The sequence below is a fragment of the Segatella albensis DSM 11370 = JCM 12258 genome (assembly GCF_000426565.1).
GTDB lineage: Bacteria > Bacteroidota > Bacteroidia > Bacteroidales > Bacteroidaceae > Prevotella > Prevotella albensis.
This window is the reverse complement of the sequence record NZ_AUFP01000005.1, coordinates 134,991-153,440: the sequence shown is the minus strand read 5'-3', so window position 1 is coordinate 153,440 and position 18,450 is coordinate 134,991. Positions and strand designations below refer to the sequence as shown.

Here is an 18,450-nt window from a genome sequence, read left to right as displayed (position 1 = left end):
AATGCTTCTCAAGGAGATGATTTCTGAACGAAGTTAACTTCATTAGCTTACGTAGTTAACTTTGTAAGTTTACGTGAATAGGTATATAGCCTTATGCAGTTAACAGAAAAAGCCTATAAATCCAGTATTTTGAAGTTTGAAATTAAATGCGGAATACGCAACTTGTTGATTATCAGTCGGTTGTGTTTTGCCTATAATTTTGATATTTGTAATTGTCCAGTTTAAAATTCAGAATTTGCGAATTATGATCGCCTTTCTTCGGTTGAAAATTAAACAAATGAAAGGTTCGTTAAACTTTGGTGAATTCAACTGGTCAATTGCAGCATAATCCTTCGGGATTCCTTCGGGATCGTCTCGGGTTGTTATAAAGAGAAAAACTCCTGCCGGATATTCCCGAAAGACTATCCGGCAAGACCTATATAACTTAGAGGAAATACTTATTCTTCGTATTCGGTATGATCTTCAATACCGGCATATTCCAAAGCCTCAATGCGCTCTCTGCAAGTTCCGCATTTGCCGCAATGTTTTTCTCCGCCTTTGTAGCAACTCCATGTCTCTGTATAGTCTATTCCAAGTTTCTTGCCGATTACAGCAATCTCACCTTTGGTAATGTTAGTATAAGGAGCTGAAACTTCTACGTTTACGTAAGTTCCTGCAATAGAAGCTTTATTGATGGCAGTGATGAATTCAGGTCGACAATCAGGATAGATTGTATGGTCACCGGCATGGTTAGCGATAAGTACTTTCTTGAGATTATGGCTCTCAGCAATACCGATAGCGATGCTAAGCATGATACCATTTCGGAATGGAACCACAGTAGATTTCATGTTTTCTTCATTGTAGTTACCTTCAGGTATAGCCTCAGCACCCTCGAGCAAAGAACTTTTGAAGTATTCGTGTATGAAATCAAGATTGATAGTAATATGCTTGATACCCAGTCGCTCACAATGTTTCTTAGCATAAGGAATTTCCTTTGCGTTGTGGTTGCTACCATAGTCGAAACTGATACCTAAGGCAATTTCGTCTTTTTTGTCGTACAATAGAGTGATGGAGTCCATGCCTCCGCTCACGATAATAACAGAATCTTTCATAATTATGTTTGTTTTGTTGTTCAAATTATCCGAAGAGGCATCTCAACGCTTCTTCCACTTTTCTTACAGGATGGATTTCTATGTTATATTTCTTTTTAGGGAATCCATTCATGTTATATTTTGGAATGATGATGTGCCCGAAGCCAAGTTTTTCGGCCTCGGCGATACGTTGCTCAATTCTGCTTATAGGTCTTACCTCACCGCTGAGACCAACTTCTCCGGCCATACACCATCCCGTTTCTATCGCTGTATCTACATTGCTGCTCAGTACAGCTGCTATGACACTTAGATCCATGGCCAAATCAGTTACCCTTAGGCCTCCGGCTATATTCAGGAAGACATCCTTCTGCATGAGTTTGAAGCCAACTCTTTTCTCCAGTACCGCCAATAGCATATTCAGTCGTCTCTGGTCGAATCCCGTGGCTTGTCGTTGAGGCATACCGTATGCCGCACTACTTACTAAAGCCTGCGTCTCTACAAGGAAAGGTCTTACGCCTTCTATGGCAGATGATATGGCTATACCTGACAAACCATCATGGTCATCGGTAAGTAATAGTTCTGATGGGTTGCTAACCTGTCGAAGTCCACTTTGTAGCATTTCATAAATACCTAACTCTGAGGTACTTCCAAATCGATTCTTCATGCTTCGCAAGATGCGATACATATAGTGTTGGTCGCCCTCGAATTGAATAACGGTATCGACGATATGTTCAAGGATTTTCGGTCCAGCAATAGTGCCCTCTTTGTTGATATGTCCGATAAGGATAACAGGTATTCCGCTAGTTTTGGCAAATCGGAGGAGGGAAGAGGCACATTCGCGAACCTGTGATATCGTACCAGGGCCACTATCCACACTTTGTGTAGCAATTGTCTGTATAGAGTCGATAATAATCAGTTGAGGCTTGATGTTTTGAATATTCTCAAAGATCTTTTCAAGCGAAGTTTCGCAAAGCACTTCTATATTGTCTCCCGGTTGTGTGCTGAGTCTTTCAGCTCTTAGCTTGATTTGGTGTGCGCTTTCCTCGCCACTAACATATAATACCCTCAAGTCGGTGAGATTCAGAATAGTCTGTAAGGTAAGCGTACTCTTGCCGATGCCCGGTTCGCCACCCAATAGTGTGATACTTCCTGGTACCAGACCGCCACCCAAGACGCGATTCAGCTCCTCGTCACGCATATTAATTCTTGGTTCATCCTGTGCCGATATATCCTTGAGCTTCTGTGGCTTATGCCCATTTGTGGAAATACCGCCAAACATAGAAGCAGCCCCACCATGATGCATACTCATGGCGGCATTTCGTGCAGCATTCAATCCAGTATCGTTAGCGATACGAATCTCCTTGAAAGTATTCCATTGTCCACAATTCGGACACTTTCCAATCCATTTACTTGATTCCTGTCCACAATTGCTGCAGACATATGCTATTTTGTCTTTAGCCATAAATCGTTATATTTACGAGCAAAAGTACAATTTTATTTTTAAGTGGCAAAATAAAATAACGATTTAAAATTTGCATATTCGCTCAACTTACAGTAACTTTGCAGTCATATATGAGAAAGTTGATACCATTCCTATTCGTTATGTTGGTTTTCGCATCTTGTGGTAACTCATACAAAGAGAACCAACGTATTTCCAGAGCCGAGCGTGCGCGTATCGATTCTATTGACCGCGCGTCTTTTAAAGTAGGTGTTCTTCCTACTCTCGACTGTTTACCTATATATGTTGCGTATAGCGAAAATTTGTTTGATACCTTAGGGGTTGAGGTTCATATCAAGCCCTTTACGGCACAGATGGACTGTGATACGGCTTTGATAGGTGGAAGCGTAGAGGGAAGTATCACCGACTTGATTCGCGCCCGTCATCTGCAAGAACAAGGAGTAGGACTTGATTGTTCGATCTCCACCAATACCTATTGGCAATTGATTACGAATCGTCTTTCTCGTATCAAATCGCTTGATCAGTTGAGTGATAAGATGATAGCCATTACTCGCAATTCTGCTACCGACTATCTTGCAGATATCGCGATAAAAAGAGGAAAACCTAAATATGACTGTTATCGCATACAGATAAATGATATATATATTAGGTTGGCGATGCTTCGCAATAACGAAATGGATGCCATGCTGCTTACCGAGCCACAGGCCACAACAGCACGTTTGCTGAATAATCCTGTGTTGCTTGACAGTCGTGACCTAAAAGAAAATCTGGGGGCTTTTGCTTTTAGAACGAAGATCTATCGCGATAAGCGTCGTCGTGAACAATATAGAAAATTTGTCAAGGCCTACAACATGGCTTGTGATAGTATTAATAAGAACGGTCTGCAACATTATGCAGCTCTTATTAGTAAGTATATGGGCGCTGATGAGCGTACGATAAAGGCCTTGCCTAAGTTACGTTTTCAACATGCGTCACGTCCCATTCGAAATTAAGTAAATATTTATGGATAATATTAATGATATTATTGAAGATATCGATGTATGCCGAGATCTAGGAAAGACGATACAGGCATTGGTAGAGTTCTTCAGCAAACATCCGTATATTCATGTGAGTTCCCAGTTTGATTCGATTCAGGGAAATTACAATCTTATGATGGATTATCTGGCTAAGGGATATGAAGATCCCAAACGTCCATCATTATATACCGACCTGTTGAAGTCGGTATGGCGTTTGGCCTCTAATGTCAAACTGCAACAAATGATTCGGGAGAATACTACTTATCACACCATCTCAGAGAAGATAAGTCGGGATAAGTTTCCGGAAGATGGTATCCGCCAAGTTCTGGAAGACTATGTTACCAGTTTAGCGATGCTGGATTTAGAACCGGAGGAATCGCGCGAAAGCAAAACCCAGGAAATATATTCCAAGCATCAGAGTCAGATCAATAGCATCTTTAATCGTGTTCTGTTGAGCCAGCAATGGAGTGATTCTGATGAGAAATTTTATGAAGAAATACTAACTTCTCCTACAACAGAGTCATCGGATGCACAAGTAATATTGAGTGCTGTAATGCTTGCTGCACTCAATATTTTTGATGTCAACAAGTTTAAACTTCTTGTTCATATATATATGGCAGCAACCGATGAGCGCTTACGCCAGCGCGCTTTGGTAGGATGGTTTCTTGTATATCCATATGCCCCAAAACTATTTGAACAGGTTGATGAACTTCTGGCAGAGGTGACAGAGGATGATAAACGATGCGAGGAAATCTTGCAAACCCAGAAGCAGTTCTTCTATTGTCTGAACGCAGAGAAAGTTTCCAAAGATATTCAGGAGGGTATTATACCTAATTTGGTTAAGGACAATAATATCCGTTTTACGCCTCTAAATGTCGAGGAAACAGATTCTGAGAATCTTGATGACATCCTACATCCTGATCGTGAAGAGAAAGCGATGGAAAGGATCGAAGAAAGTATTCGCCGTATGGCAGATATGGAACAGCAAGGTAATGATATCTATTATGGAGAATTCTCCAAGATGAAACGTTTCGCTTTCTTCTACACACTAAGCAATTGGTTCGTTCCCTTCGATGTTAATCATCCCGATTTGGCTAAGGTGAGAGAGAAATTCAAGGATGTAGATGTCTTGAAGAAAGTATTGACTTCAGGAACATTCTGTGATAGTGACAGATACAGCTTTGCCTTCGCTATGGTGACGATTATAGAACAGGTACCACAGGAGATTCGTGAGATGTTGTTTTCTGATGGTGTGAAGATAGGAGCAATCGTTTGCGATATCGATTACGAATCACCAACGTTCATACGTCGTAATTATCTACAAGATTTGTATCGATTCTTCCTGTTGTATACCGATAAAAACGATTTTGTTAACCCTTATCAGTTGAACCTGAAGGAAGAGTCTCCTTTCTTATTTGCCTCGAAGCGTATCGGTACCACACAACTTAAGAACCATGTAACCTCATTGTGCAAGTTCTTCCATCTGAACGGCTATTCTAAAGAAGAGAAGCTCATACTTTCACTCTGGGAAAATGATATCAAAGACTTCGATTTCTATATGTTGCAAGGCTCACATAGGTTGAAGAGCGAGAAGGGCAATCCGATAGAATGGTATCTTAAGGCTTATACACTTTGTCCGGATAGTAAGGGAGCCATTCGTGGATTGGCAGAAAGCTATTTGCGAGCCGAAAAGTTTGACGAGTCAGAGAAATATTATAATCAACTCATACTTCTAGACCCTAAACATTGGCAATATGAATTGGGACTAGCCGTAGCCAAGATGAGCCAAGACCAATGTGATGAAGCACTCGGGTTGTTGTACAAATTAGATTTAGAACACCCTAATCGCGTAAGTATCAGGAGGGTTTTAGCATGGACGCTGATGAAGGCAGGAAAACTCGAGCAGTCTCATAGACAGTATGAGCAATTGTTGGAGATGGATAAGCCACAGGGAGCAGATTATCTGAATGCCGGATATTGCGCATGGTTTCAGAATCGCATCACAGATAGCATATCACTATTTCGTAAATATATCGCTTTCTTGTCTGATGACGAGAAGAAAGATTTCTTCTTCCAGATTCAACGAGAAATCAAGACACTTGGCGTATCAAAATCAGCTGCCGAAATTCATCTGATGATAGATTTATGTAGGCGAGACACTAATAACTAATTAAATAAATTAACACAATGGGAGGTTTCTTCGGAACTATTTCTGTAAGAAGTTGCGTAAATGATTTGTATTACGGTACTGATTACAATTCACATTTAGGCACCAAGCGTGCTGGTTTGGTAACATTTGATAAAGAGCGCGGTTTTAGTCGAGCTATCCACAGTCTGGAGCGGAATTATTTTCGTTCAAGATTTGAAGATGAGATAGATGGCTTTACGGGCAATATCGGATTAGGCGTGATAAGCGATACCGATCCTCAACCTATCATCATCAATTCCCACCTCGGTAGATATGCTGTTGTGACAGTTGCTCATATTACCAATTTGAAGAGTATTTCCGAGGAACTGATGAAGAAGAAAATCCATCTGAGTGAGATGTCGGCCAACAACATCAACCAGACGGAGTTGGTAGCCTTGCTTATTAATATGGGTAAGGACTTTGTGGACGGCATAAGAAATGTATTCCGCCACATAGAAGGTTCATGCTCTATGCTTGTGCTTACAGAAGACGGCATCATCGCTGCCCGCGACTTGCTGGGTCGTACGCCGATTGTCATTGGCCATAAAGATGGCGCTTATGCTGTTAGTAGCGAGAGTTCTTGTTTCCCTAATCTTGATTATAAGGTTTTACGAGATGTTGGTCCTGGAGAAATCGTGAAACTTCGTGCTGATGGTATCGAAGTATTACAGAAACCATACGATAAAGAGCAGATTTGCTCATTCCTCTGGGTATATTACGGGTTCCCTTCGAGCGACTATGAAGGCATAAACGTTGAGGCTGTTCGTGAGGCTAATGGTAAGGCGATGGGCGAGGAAGACGACACACCAGCAGACTTGGTCTGTGGCATACCAGACTCCGGAGTCGGTACAGCCTTAGGTTATTCCGAAGGACATGGCATTCCATATAAGCGAGCCGTGTTGAAGTATACTCCAACATGGCCACGTAGTTTTACTCCGGGAAACCAAAGCCGTCGCAGTCTGGTAGCTAAGATGAAGCTGATTCCAAATGGGTCTATATTGAAAGGAAACCGTGTTGTGTTCTGCGATGATAGTATTGTGCGTGGTACCCAACTTCGCGACAACGTTCGTACATTCTTCGATTATGGAGCCAAAGAGGTACATGCGCGAATCTCATGCCCTCCATTGGTTTATGGTTGCCCATTTATTGGCTTTACCACGAGCAAGAGCGATATGGAACTGATAACCCGTCGTATCATCAACGACTTTGAAGGTGATCCGAATAAGAATTTGGAGAAGTATGCCACAACAGGCAGCGACGAGTATAATCGCATGGTCGAGGAGATTGGTCGTCGACTTGGACTTACCTCTGTGAAATTCAATAAGATAGAAACTTTGATAAAAAGTATAGGATTACCTAAATGCAAGGTTTGTACCCATTGTTTTGATGGTAGCAGCTATTGTGAAAAGCTCAAGGAAGAATAATTCCTAAAGAAATATAAATCCAACTTAAAGATGCGAGCGTATCGTACTTTTGAGTTGGATTTATTTTAATAGATTACACGTGTCATTCCTTCTATATCTTGTCGACATCGATAGAAAGACCAATTGAAAGAGATGTTCCCTTTGTTGCCGGCGAATTCCAGTAGTAAGTTTTCGGAATATAGTTAAACAAATTATCCACGATGGTGGTAATCCTATATGCCTTCTTCATTTGTAGCGCCAGAGAAAATCTCCAAATAGAATAAGCATTACTAGTTTCTCCTTTTGAGTGAGGACGAGAAAGATAACGTCCCGAAATCGATGATGATAATCTGTAATCTTTTGCGAACAGTTTTTCATAATCAAGATGCCATGTCATGCTATGTGGTCTTGGCTGGGAGAATTGTGATGTGATACTGTTGGCACTTGCATGTAAATAGTTGTAAGCAATGCCAGTACCAAGTCCTGATTTTGTATGATATTTAGCGTTAAAGTCAACCCCATAGATTGTCACGCCATCATCGTTACAATATTTTTCTCCCGCATTATCCTTATCATCGCCAGGAAAGTCGGTAGTTGTTATTCGATTGTTATATTTAAATAACCCAATAACGTCATACTATAGCTACCATCAAGCCATCCTTTGGTTTGTCCATAATGCTCAAAAGAAATATTATAGTTGTTACTCCTCTCAGGTTTAAGATTCTCATTACCGTAGATCATCATGATACCAGCCATATCAAAGTTCATGTACATCTCTTTTAATGATGGAGCTCGAAACCCTCCAGCATAAGAACTACGGATGGAGAATCCCGGCAACTTCAGCATAGCAGCCAATCGAGCTGTAGTGGCATCGGAATGTGATGCAGAAAAATAATCATTTCGCACACTTGCCACCATGTTGAACCATTGAGTGGGATTGTAGTCGAACTGTACGAATGCATCATATGACTGTTGCCTCTTCGCCTCATTATTTTTAAACTGATATGTTGTAAGATAATCATTAAGATAGTCAGCTCCGACAGTAAGAATATTCCTATTGAATGGTAAGTTCAGTAAAGTATGAACCACATGCTGTCGATTGCTATAGTCATGATCATTTGTGCGGATACGGTTTACATACCTAGCCTTATCATATTGATCATAAGCATACGATAATTCAAAGCTTCCCCCTTTGGAGAAATTGTAAAGCAAACGTAATCCTGTACTATAATCCTTATAGATATCCATGTAATTGCTCCGTTTGCTATGGCGATTAAAATAACTGCCACGTGCAATAAATCTCAACCTGTCAGATAGTCGGTAAGTCAATCTCTCTTTTAAGTTTATGGTACAACCTCCCCATATATTTTGTAGATTAGATTTGGTATCAAAAGCATCGGTAAGGCGGACTGTGTTCACACGAGTTTGCTGAAAACAGGTTTGAGAATTCCATTGCCCCTGGTTAAAACTCATCCGTATACCATTTCTCCAATTATTTCCAGTTGAAAAATACCGACTATTTAGATTAACAGTCCACGGTTCTGTATTTTCACGTGATATCAGGTTGACCACGCCTCCAACAGCATTAGCTCCATAAAGGGCAGAGGCAGCACCCTTTACGATTTCTACACGACCAATATTGTTGAGGTCCAGTCGGTTATAGTCGATATTATCCATGGTTTCACCAGCTAAACGTTCACCATCTACGAGAAATAATATCGCGTTTCCGCTCACACCATTCATGTTTAATGCCGTTTCTTGTGACATGGCATAAGAGAACTCTAATCCAGGAAGTTCGTTGGTGAGCAAATCCTGAATGTTTGTCGCATCACTACGCTGGATATCATCCAGTCCTATCACCTGCGTTACCACAGGTACATCCTTTAACGTCTTAGGAGTACGAGTAGCAGTTACTACAACTTGTTCTAGATTCAATACGCTATCCACATTGAATCTAGCCCTCTTAACAGGCACAACGGGTGTACTTGCCATAAGTACATAAGTCGTGGCAAGTCCACCCAAAGTGAGAAGCTTTCTTCTGAACATTATTTAGCGTTTTTGGATGCTTCAAAGGTATTGATCATAGCCATAGGCATGGCACCATATTGTAAATTAAATTTAAGCGTAAGCTTGTTGCTTGTATATCCTCCTGTAAGCACACCTGAATATTTCTTTCCATTCTCCGTGGTACCATTAAATTCTTTGTTGGTAATGGTATAGTTTCCATCTTGTCCAGTAATCGTTACATCCTTGATAGTAATACTTGGAACTTGCATAGGAGGATTACCGAAACTGCCTATCTCAACATCTACGGTTGCATCATCCTTTGCTTTTATAGAGACAGTAATATCTTTAAATTCCGTGTCTTGTCCCATTACGTTACAAGTTAAACTTGAAGTGTATTTTCCTGCGACTACTTTGGCAGCACCAACTGTGGTTTCGTCATCATCACTACTACAAGAAGCCATAGCTACCATTCCCAATAATGCAATCATGCATACAGATAGTTTCTTAAAAATTTTCATTGTCTTTTTTATTACCTTAAAATTTAAACCTTATTATATTATTATTTCGTCTTCATCCAGTTTTGTGTAGTCTCTACGATCCAGTCTATTATTTGTTGAGATGATTCAGGGAGAATTCCGTAGTTGCTAAATACAACATTTTCTCCCGCATTCTTGGAAAGACCAGTATATTTTGCCATTTCCCCAACACTAGACATCAGATAAATACCTTGTACCAAGATACGTTTTTTCGACTTTTTTGCCTTGTCGATAAGAGGTATAACATCATTCGCAAAGTTCTGTCCCATACCAATCAATTCTGTGTCGACATAATCAATCTTTGAATTCTGCTTAATAAAATCGTTTGTACGTTTCAGAAGAGAATTCCAGAAACCGATACGGTCAGGATCGCCATGAGCGAGAATCAAGACACCCTCATTCTTTTCATCTTTCGACATCTCCTTGACACGTTCCATCATAGTCTTCTCGATAATATCAGAACTCATCAAGACAGGTCCTACGACAAAACGAATATTACTTTTTACCAATTCAGCGTTTTCTTCAGCTAACGCCTGTCTTACGGTTGGATCATACTTTAAACCAAGAATATTAGGAATATCATCCTCAGAATGACTAGATGGAGCGATAAATAGCGGTAGGGCAAATACCGTGTCGATACCTTGTTTTTCACAGTCTTTTACTACCGATGAAATATTCGGTTGTGAGAATTCCATCAACGCGACACGCTTATAACAGATACCCGGGATGTCAACAGAATTGAGTTGCTTTTCAAGGTCAAGTACGGGTCTGTTCCATTGAGGCGAAGGCGCTCCATGGGCGATTACTACTAATGCGGTTTTAGCATTCAAATGTATACTCACCATGATCGAGGCGAGTATAAATAATACAGTTTTTGTCTTCATATTTGATATATATAAACTTTTCCCAAAACAGTTTGTCGAAGTGTTCGCGTGTGGGGATAGCGTAAAAGCTTATCTCGAGAGGGAACTCCTGTTTGCGAGTGCAAAGGTAATATCAAATAGAAAACCTCACAATACCTAAAATTTATGATTCTTGTTCTTACCTATAAGTAGGTATTATTAGGTAAGGACTATTCATAGACTGTGGCAACGACCTTACGAGGTCCACCATAGTTACGAAATTCACAGAGATAGATGCCCTGCCACGTGCCCAGATTCAGTCTGCCATTGGTGATAGGAATCGTGATACTTACGCCAAACAACGAACTCTTGGCATGTGCCGGCATATCATCAGCGCCCTCTAGGACATGATCATAATAAGGTTCATTCTCCTTGACGAGATGATTCAAGATCTTCTCCATATCACCCCTCACATCCGGGTCAGCATTTTCGTTGACAGAGAGCGCACAAGAAGTATGTTTGACAAAGAGATTGAGCAATCCCATCTTAGGTAAAGGATGGGGTAGGTTCTCCAAGATCTCTCGTGTGACGAGATGACAACCTCTACGTTTTTCTGTAAGTCGAAATTCAATCTGTCGTATCATATGTTTTTTTGTTTTTCTTTTCGAGGAATCCGTCCTTAGGTTTAAAATCATCAGGAGAAATCACCCTTATATTGTTGTCTATCAGCATCTGAGCAAATACGCCATTGCCCGAGACCAATCTTCCGTAGAAAGAGCCATCATAGATTTTTCCACATCCGCAACTTGGACTTCTTGGCTGAAGGATAGCCAGTTCCACGGCCTCGTCTTTGGCGATTCTGAAGGCTGCCATAGCCCCCTTCCTGAATTCATCATCCACGGACAAACCATCTGCCGTAGATACTGTCCCATTCACGATTTCGGCTGGTTTGCGAGGCGTTGGTAATCCGCCCAAGACCTCCGGACAAACAGGTATCACAGTATGTTTTTCCTGTAATCCGAGCAACCGCTCATCCTTGTTGTTACCCCCGTTGTATTTACAATTTTCGCCGAGGAGGCATGCGCTAACGATTATTTTCATACAAACCCTTCCTTTATTTGAGAACAAAGATAAATCAAATTTTTGAGATAAAAGCATAAAATTGTCATAAGCTATGTTTTCGGGAATCCCTCCGACCCATTCGGACATCTCCTCACGACCCTTTGGGATTCCTTCGGGACAGGGGAGCGCTACATTCCGTCCTTCAGGATTACGATTGCAAAGATACAACATCCTGAAATAGCGATGATGCGTTGTGATACGTTATTGTGCAATATTGTACATGACCTCCTGATAATAAATACGTTAAGGTTTGCCTAAAATGTTCGAGGATGATGCGTACCTGGCGTGAACAGTATCAGTTCCTCTACCGAGTTTTGGCATCATAGGAGAAGATGTAGCTGTGATGTTATATTTATAGAATCTATATAATTTCTTGATAATCAATGCTTTGTTCAACAATAGGGTGATGTTTCGAAGTTTATTTCATTTTGTCGGAGTTGAGGATCGTAATCATTTTCCCATCGATTTTGATAGCTCCGTTAGCTTCGAATTCCGACAGACAACGCAGAAGCGAGAACTTCTGTATACCGAACATGTCAGCCAGTTCTTGTCTGCTCTTGTCTAGTTTGATGATGCGACTTTGCTGCTCTTTGGCGGCCTTGATGAGAAAATAAGCCACCTTCTCGCGTACCGTGAAGAGCGACAGCATACGGAGCTTTTGGGTGAGGAAAACGTCAATGGAGGAGAGTCTACGAATGAAATTCATGCGCAAATGTTCGTTTTCATCGATAAGTCGTTTCAACTCCGATGGCTTCATGCGCAGAATCGTTGTCGGTTTGGCCGTCTCCACGCTTACGGGCATCGCATTATTCTCGGCGAAGATAAAGGCGGGAGCTATCAGCATACAAGCCTTCAGACGGTCTATCTGAACTTGCTTGCCCGACAATCCCGTCATCCTGGATATTAGTTCTCCGCTGAGGATGAAGTCGGCATAGCGACAAGGTAATCCGGCCAACGTATAGATTTCCTTGGCGGGATATTCCACGATCCTGTATTCCGTAGAACTCAGCATCTCTTCGATTTCACGAGCAGAAAAACCTTCGAAGAGAGGACTTGTCTGTAGTATCTGATATATTGAACCTTCCATATTCTTATCCGTTTTTATGATGATAACGGACATCTCCCTCACATATTGTATAACGAAAACAATCCCCCGATAATAGTTATCGAGGGATTCTTGTTGTCTTATAAAATATAGTTTTTGAGGTCCTCTTCTACTGTCGAGTTTCCGGCAATACCGAAGTTCTCGACCAGTATCTTGAGTACACCTTTTGAGATGAACGCCGGGAGGGTAGGACCGAGATGAATGTTCTTGACACCCAAATGCAACAGGGCGAGAAGTACGATGACAGCCTTCTGTTCATACCATGCGATATTGAAGAATATCGGTAGGTCGTTGATGTCATTGGCCCCGAAGATTTCCTTTAACTTGAGAGCCACAACAGCCCATGAATAAGAGTCGTTACATTGTCCTGCGTCGAGCACACGTGGAATACCGTTGATGTCGCCAAGGTTCAGTTTGTTGTACTTATATTTTGCGCATCCACTTGTAAGGATTACCACATCCTGAGGCAAGGCTTTGGCAAACTCCTCATAATAGTTGCGACTCTTCATGCGACCATCGCAACCGCTCATCACCACGAATTTGCGGATGGCGCCACTCTTTACGGCCTCTACGATCTTGTCGGAAAGAGCGAAGACCTGAGCGTGGGCAAAACCTCCTACGATCTTTCCGGTCTCTATCTGCTGAGGAGCATCACAAGTCTTGGCCATGACGATGACCTCAGAGAAGTCTTTGTGCCCATTGGCGTCGGCCTCGATATGTTTCCATCCAGGGAATCCCGTAGAGTTGGTTGTGAAGACACGATGCGCATAACTAGCATTCTTAGAAGGAGGTATGATACAGTTGGTCGTGAACACGATCGGCCCGTTGAAACTTTCGAATTCCTCCTTTTGCTTCCACCACGCATTACCATAGTTGCCCACGAGATGCTTATACTTCTTAAGCTGAGGGTAGTAGTGGGCCGGCAACATCTCACCATGTGTATACACGTCCACTCCCGTACCCTCAGTTTGTTGAAGTAAATCCTCGATATCCTTGAGGTCGTGACCGGATATGAGGATGCCCGGATTCTTTCCGACACCTATATTAACTTGAGTAATTTCCGGATTTCCGTAGGTCTCGGTATTGGCTGCATCGAGCAACGCCATCACGTCGACACCATATTTGCCCGTCTCCAAGGTGATGTCGAGGAGCGATTGCATATCACTCTCGGGGTTAGCGATAACGCTTAGCGCCTTGCAGATGAAGTCTATGATATGCTCATCACGCTTGTTGAGTCGTGCCGCATGCTCATAGTAAGCCGCGATACCCTTCAGTCCCAAAGTGGTAAGTTCCTTGAGCGAACGCAAGTCAGCATCCTCGTTGCGCAAGATACCCTCACGTTCACCCTCTGCCTCATAGTCAGCCTTCTCGCCGCCCCATCTTACCTCTTGGTAATCCGGTAAGGCCACAGCATGATCGCGGGCAATCGACAAGAGTTGCTTCTTGATACTGATACCCTTATCCACCTTGTTCAATATCGCCTGATCGTCGAAGTTAGCATTCGTGATCGTAGAGAATAGCGCATCCGACAAGAACTTGCCCACACAAGTCTTCTCATAGTCGAGCTGCTGTTTGTTGAGTTCGTGAGCGATGGCTCCAACACCACGTACCACGCTCAACAGCAAATCCTGCCATTTAGCGGTAGAAGCCTCTTTGCCACATACACCCTTGATGGTACAACCGGTTCCCTTTGCCGTCTCCTGACATTGGAAACAAAACATTTTATGGTCTGTCATTTTCTTTATTACCTTTTGATTCTCGGTGGCAAAGGTACGTATATCACAAACAAAGCCTCGGTAACAATTGTTACCAAGGCATGTTAATGTTATGTTAAAAAAACTTTAAGATTTCTGATTCTTAGGCGTAGGAATGCAATCCTCCGAGAACATAGTTTACGCCGAAATAGGTCATGATGATGCAGAGAAACGCCAACACCATATAGAGATGATAGATCTTCGGTCGACGGAATATCGGGAGCGTGTGAGTATGCAAAACTACGGCATATATCATGAATGTGATGAGCGCCCACGTCTCTTTAGGGTCCCAACTCCAATACGTTCCCCAACTAATGTTTGCCCATATAGCTCCAACGAAGATGCCTATACCCATGGTGGTGATGGCAGGATAGAGCAATAGACGACTCAGCAATTGTAGCATCTCCGTTTGCGACTTCATCAATAATCCGAGAACGCCACACACAAAGGTGAGGGCGAGTAGGGCATAGCTTATCATGATGATGCTCACGTGGATGCTCAATAAGGGCGAATTCAATACGGGCATGATATGACCGATGGCTGGATCCATCTGGTTGATATGGCTCACGAGTAATAGAAATCCGGAGAGTAGAAACCCAAAGAGGGTGAGATAGTAGGATGGCGATGTAGGGAGCAGAAAAGAGAACAGAATGCAGAACAACATGACAAACCAAGCTACGCTCAGCATCGACTCATATCCGTTGCTTAGTGGGATGTTGTTGCTGATGATCCATCGTAGGACAAGAGAGAACGTGAGGGCGAGGAAGGATATGGCCAGCATGAGTTTGAAACCACGGATGCGTACCAAGAAGGCGAGGAAACCTAATGTGAGATTCACGATGAACAGAATCGTGGCGAAAGGAACCTGATTGTTGATGCGCTCAGCCTCTACTTGTATCGTGGAAGGTATACCCGCAACCGACGTCCTCTGTTTGCTGATATTCTCGTCAACGATTTGCATCAATCGCGTATTGTTGCCACTATTGGCCGAACGATAGAGCTCGTTGATACTCTTCGTCTGAATCAAGTTCAACGCCTTACCCATACGCAATTCAGCTATCAGGTTTACCTTGTCGTCGAGACGGGCCGCCTGCTCGTGTAAGGCATCATGACAACCTTGGCGATAATATTCCTCTACAAGTTGTTTAAGTATGTAACCATTCGAACTAAACAATTCATTTACAGATACATAGTCGTCAAGATGCAAGTAATCCTTTAGTTCGCTACCTTTCACCTTGATAATCTTCTCCTGAGCCCATTGGTCGCCCCAAAAGATAAATCCCGTAAGGATTTGTTCCGGAGAACATCCCTTGTAAGAACGCCCTCCCGAAATCTTGTGTGTAAACTCGTAAGCATAGGTTTGTATCTGACAGATGCGTGTGTTATATTGCATGAACATCTCGCACATATGACTGGCCACAGGTCGTGGAAGAACTGTAGTCTGGGCTTTCAGAGCAGATGTAGAACAGCAGAGAAAGAAAACGAAAGCGGTCTTGCGGAGCAACGGATTTTTCAGCAACTTGCGGAAAGTCCCCTTAGGATTGAAAAGCATCCAGAAGAGCGAAAAGAAGAGAAGAACATATCCGGTATAGGTTACGGGTATTCCCCATGGGTCACTATTGATGCATAAAGTACTACCATTGGCATCCTCATCATACGAGTTTTGATAGATGCGGATATGATCATGACAAAAGATATGATTCATCGATACGACGCCTCGTGTACTTTTGCCTTGTTCCTTGACCGTAATCGTAGAGGCATAATCGGCCGCAGCATCCGATCCTTCGTATTTTTGAATATCGAAACTCTCCAGTTTGATGCTGAAAGGCAGCGGTTCGCGTCTCATCCCACCATCTTTCTCTTCAAGATACTCATTGGAAGTTTCGCCTACTCGCAAATGTACAACTCCTCTGAAAGAATAGAGATGAGTGAGAAGTGCTCCTATAAGAATGATGACAAAGGAAAGATGGAGTAGGAGGATATTCTTCGATGCAATCTTGTTTCTCAGAATATAGATGAACCCTGTAACGGTAAGCACAATCCAAAGCGAACAAAACCACCACGAACCGTATAAGTGTGCCGAAGCATAAGGCGTTCCTACAAATTTCTCGCTCAAAGAGATTATCATCATGGCGAGGATGACACAAATGTAGGAGATGATAACAAGTTTTTTAAGTATCTTCATGTTTTTGTATAATAAGAGACCTGACAAGACAAAGCCTGTCAGGTCGGTATAGAGATCAATTAGATAGAGCGAAGGAACTTCACGATAGCATCTCGATCGCTCTTAGGGAGATTATAAAACTTCAAAGCAGAACTATAGGCATGACTGTTCTTGCTGTAAGCATGCCACATGATAGCCTCTATCTCGTTGCGTGCCCGACAGTCGTGCAAACGATCCTCGGCTCCCGTGTTGATAAGCGATAGACCACGGCCCCAAAGAGGAGTAGTACGACACCAACTACCATGAATGTCATTCTTCATATACAGTTTATGTTGCATCATGTCGCTATAAGGATAGATGGTCTGATGAGGATAGCGAGGTAATGGTTTACCCGCACATATCTCTGGTTCCCAGTAGTCGTCATTACCAGTCTTCCACGAAGGACGGTGACAACTGGCACATCCAATCTCCATGAACAACTTCTTACCGCGTTGTACCTCCTTGTCGTTCAAGTTACGTGCACGAGGAATAGCCAATCCACGATGCCATACCATGAAGTTATAAAATTGCTCAGTGGTCTGGTCGGGCGTAAAGTTATGCCATTTATTATCAAACTGGTTCGTCTTCGGGTCGAGTAAGTTGCGTACGGCATCAGCAATTCCCGCATCCGTACCATCAGCATAATAAGGAGAAGACGGGTTCGCCTTGATTTGTGTGATAACATCAGGATTCTCGCTCATAGCCTGTGCCCACGCAGAAGTGGTATAGAGATAAGGACGATCCGGACGACTCACGTTTGTGATATTCCAGATAGCGTTAGCACCAGGTCCATCCTGTAACGTACCACGTGTAAGGGCATAAGTGAATCGTTTCACGAACTTTCTATCACCAGCCTTATACCATGCGTTAGCCGTAAAGTCGTTGGCAGAAGCATCCCAGAAACTACTATTCACATATTCAGCCACGTTCATTCCCGCACGCTTAAAATAGCCAGCCGTCTTGGCATATTGTGCACGAATAGAATCATTAGGGATAGCATCCAACAATCCTGTACCGATAACACCTATCGTAGATTCCAGACGGACATCATAATTTGTTGGCTGAGGTTTGGTGTTGAAAGCCGACTGTGCGATGGTCACCTCCGGATAAATCAAGTCGAATGACTCGCCATCAGGAAAATGCATAGGAAGTCCGCTTTCCATTTTCGTGACGTGCTCCCATTTGATGTTGATGCCGTTCTCGTTGACAGGAGGAAGGAAAGGTGCAGAAGCCTGAGTTTGCGGCATGGCCGTCACCTCGGAAACATACGGCCCATCGTTGGAACCCTCATGGTTTGGATGATAGATTACCAACAAGTAACCGTTACCATTGGCATACTCCGTGCGATATTGAGCCTGCCACTTGCCATGACCATATTGAGGATGACAGTCGAAACAGCTGCTGCGTACAGAGGCAGGACCGAGTCCCTTGAAAGGAGCCTTATTTTCTGTATAGTTACGCTCAAACATCTGCTCACCAGCAAAGAAGGCGTTGAATAATGACGGATTTTCATCTACCACAGGAGTTTGGTCAGAGTATGCACTCGAACCGATATTCTCGGTAGTTCCTAATTTACCTCCAGGATACCATTCTTCGGCAGAAAAGTTACCTGTAGTTTCCCCTATATAATTGGCCTCGGGCATCTCGTTGGTCTGTATGCCCGTGGCATCATCGCTACAGCCCGTCAGCAAAGTAGCCAATGCGACTGTAGCGGATGAAAGAAAATATATACTTTGTTTCATATC

15 protein-coding genes are annotated in these 18,450 nt (G+C 42.7%); 3 read left to right on the top strand and 12 right to left on the bottom strand.

Annotation, left to right across the window (positions count from 1 at the left end; genetic code table 11):
* Positions 1-437: 437 nt before the first annotated feature.
* Positions 438-1,091: a 7-cyano-7-deazaguanine synthase QueC gene (gene queC / locus K333_RS0103605; RefSeq protein ID WP_024989315.1), complete on the bottom strand. Its 654-nt coding sequence runs from the start codon at positions 1,089-1,091 to the stop codon at positions 438-440.
* A 25-nt stretch (positions 1,092-1,116) separates the two neighbouring features.
* Positions 1,117-2,532 carry a DNA repair protein RadA gene (gene radA / locus K333_RS0103600; protein ID WP_024989314.1) on the bottom strand — a complete coding sequence of 472 codons (1,416 nt, stop codon included), beginning with the start codon at positions 2,530-2,532 and terminating at the stop codon, positions 1,117-1,119.
* 110 nt (positions 2,533-2,642) lie between these two features.
* On the opposite strand from radA, the gene K333_RS0103595 reads away from it, so the two are divergent.
* From K333_RS0103595 to K333_RS0103585, 3 genes are read left to right on the top strand one after another with little or no spacing between them, the layout of a single operon-like run.
* Positions 2,643-3,521, top strand: coding sequence for an ABC transporter substrate-binding protein (locus tag K333_RS0103595; RefSeq protein ID WP_027452342.1), 879 nt, complete (start codon positions 2,643-2,645; stop codon positions 3,519-3,521).
* A 10-nt stretch (positions 3,522-3,531) separates the two neighbouring features.
* On the top strand, positions 3,532-5,715 hold the full coding sequence (locus K333_RS0103590) for a tetratricopeptide repeat protein (protein ID WP_024989313.1): 2,184 nt from the start codon (positions 3,532-3,534) through the stop codon (positions 5,713-5,715).
* 17 nt (positions 5,716-5,732) lie between these two features.
* Positions 5,733-7,157, top strand: a complete 1,425-nt coding sequence (locus K333_RS0103585; RefSeq protein ID WP_024989312.1) for an amidophosphoribosyltransferase — start codon at positions 5,733-5,735, stop codon at positions 7,155-7,157.
* A 91-nt stretch (positions 7,158-7,248) separates the two neighbouring features.
* Here the strand turns inward: K333_RS0103585 and K333_RS13550 are convergent, their stop codons facing one another.
* The 10 genes from K333_RS13550 to K333_RS0103540 form a co-directional block, all read right to left on the bottom strand.
* On the bottom strand, positions 7,249-7,737 hold the full coding sequence (locus K333_RS13550) for a TonB-dependent receptor (protein WP_262498681.1): 489 nt from the start codon (positions 7,735-7,737) through the stop codon (positions 7,249-7,251).
* A complete protein-coding gene (locus tag K333_RS11865; RefSeq protein WP_051230857.1) occupies positions 7,734-9,182 on the bottom strand; it encodes a TonB-dependent receptor plug domain-containing protein in 1,449 nt (482 codons plus the stop codon). Before K333_RS11865 ends, K333_RS13550 begins: the two co-directional genes overlap by 4 nt.
* Positions 9,182-9,661: a calycin-like domain-containing protein gene (locus K333_RS0103575; protein WP_081657194.1), complete on the bottom strand. Its 480-nt coding sequence runs from the start codon at positions 9,659-9,661 to the stop codon at positions 9,182-9,184. Before K333_RS0103575 ends, K333_RS11865 begins: the two co-directional genes overlap by 1 nt.
* Positions 9,662-9,702: 41 nt before the next feature.
* A complete protein-coding gene (locus K333_RS0103570; protein WP_024989310.1) occupies positions 9,703-10,563 on the bottom strand; it encodes a sirohydrochlorin chelatase in 861 nt (286 codons plus the stop codon).
* Between the two features lie 188 nt (positions 10,564-10,751).
* The gene (locus K333_RS0103565) at positions 10,752-11,165 is read right to left on the bottom strand and encodes a secondary thiamine-phosphate synthase enzyme YjbQ (protein ID WP_024989309.1); all 414 of its coding nucleotides are present in this window, start codon (positions 11,163-11,165) and stop codon (positions 10,752-10,754) included.
* Positions 11,149-11,622: a DUF523 domain-containing protein gene (locus K333_RS11860; protein WP_081657193.1), complete on the bottom strand. Its 474-nt coding sequence runs from the start codon at positions 11,620-11,622 to the stop codon at positions 11,149-11,151. The genes K333_RS0103565 and K333_RS11860 overlap by 17 nt, the downstream gene beginning before the upstream one ends.
* A 439-nt stretch (positions 11,623-12,061) precedes the next feature.
* A complete protein-coding gene (locus K333_RS0103555; RefSeq protein WP_024989308.1) occupies positions 12,062-12,730 on the bottom strand; it encodes a Crp/Fnr family transcriptional regulator in 669 nt (222 codons plus the stop codon).
* Between the two features lie 98 nt (positions 12,731-12,828).
* On the bottom strand, positions 12,829-14,484 hold the full coding sequence (hcp, locus tag K333_RS0103550) for a hydroxylamine reductase (RefSeq protein WP_024989307.1): 1,656 nt from the start codon (positions 14,482-14,484) through the stop codon (positions 12,829-12,831).
* 121 nt (positions 14,485-14,605) lie between these two features.
* On the bottom strand, positions 14,606-16,687 hold the full coding sequence (gene ccsA, locus K333_RS0103545) for a cytochrome c biogenesis protein CcsA (protein ID WP_154652978.1): 2,082 nt from the start codon (positions 16,685-16,687) through the stop codon (positions 14,606-14,608).
* A 59-nt stretch (positions 16,688-16,746) separates the two neighbouring features.
* Positions 16,747-18,447, bottom strand: coding sequence for a di-heme oxidoredictase family protein (locus K333_RS0103540; RefSeq protein ID WP_024989306.1), 1,701 nt, complete (start codon positions 18,445-18,447; stop codon positions 16,747-16,749).
* Between the last annotated feature and the right edge of the window lie 3 nt (positions 18,448-18,450).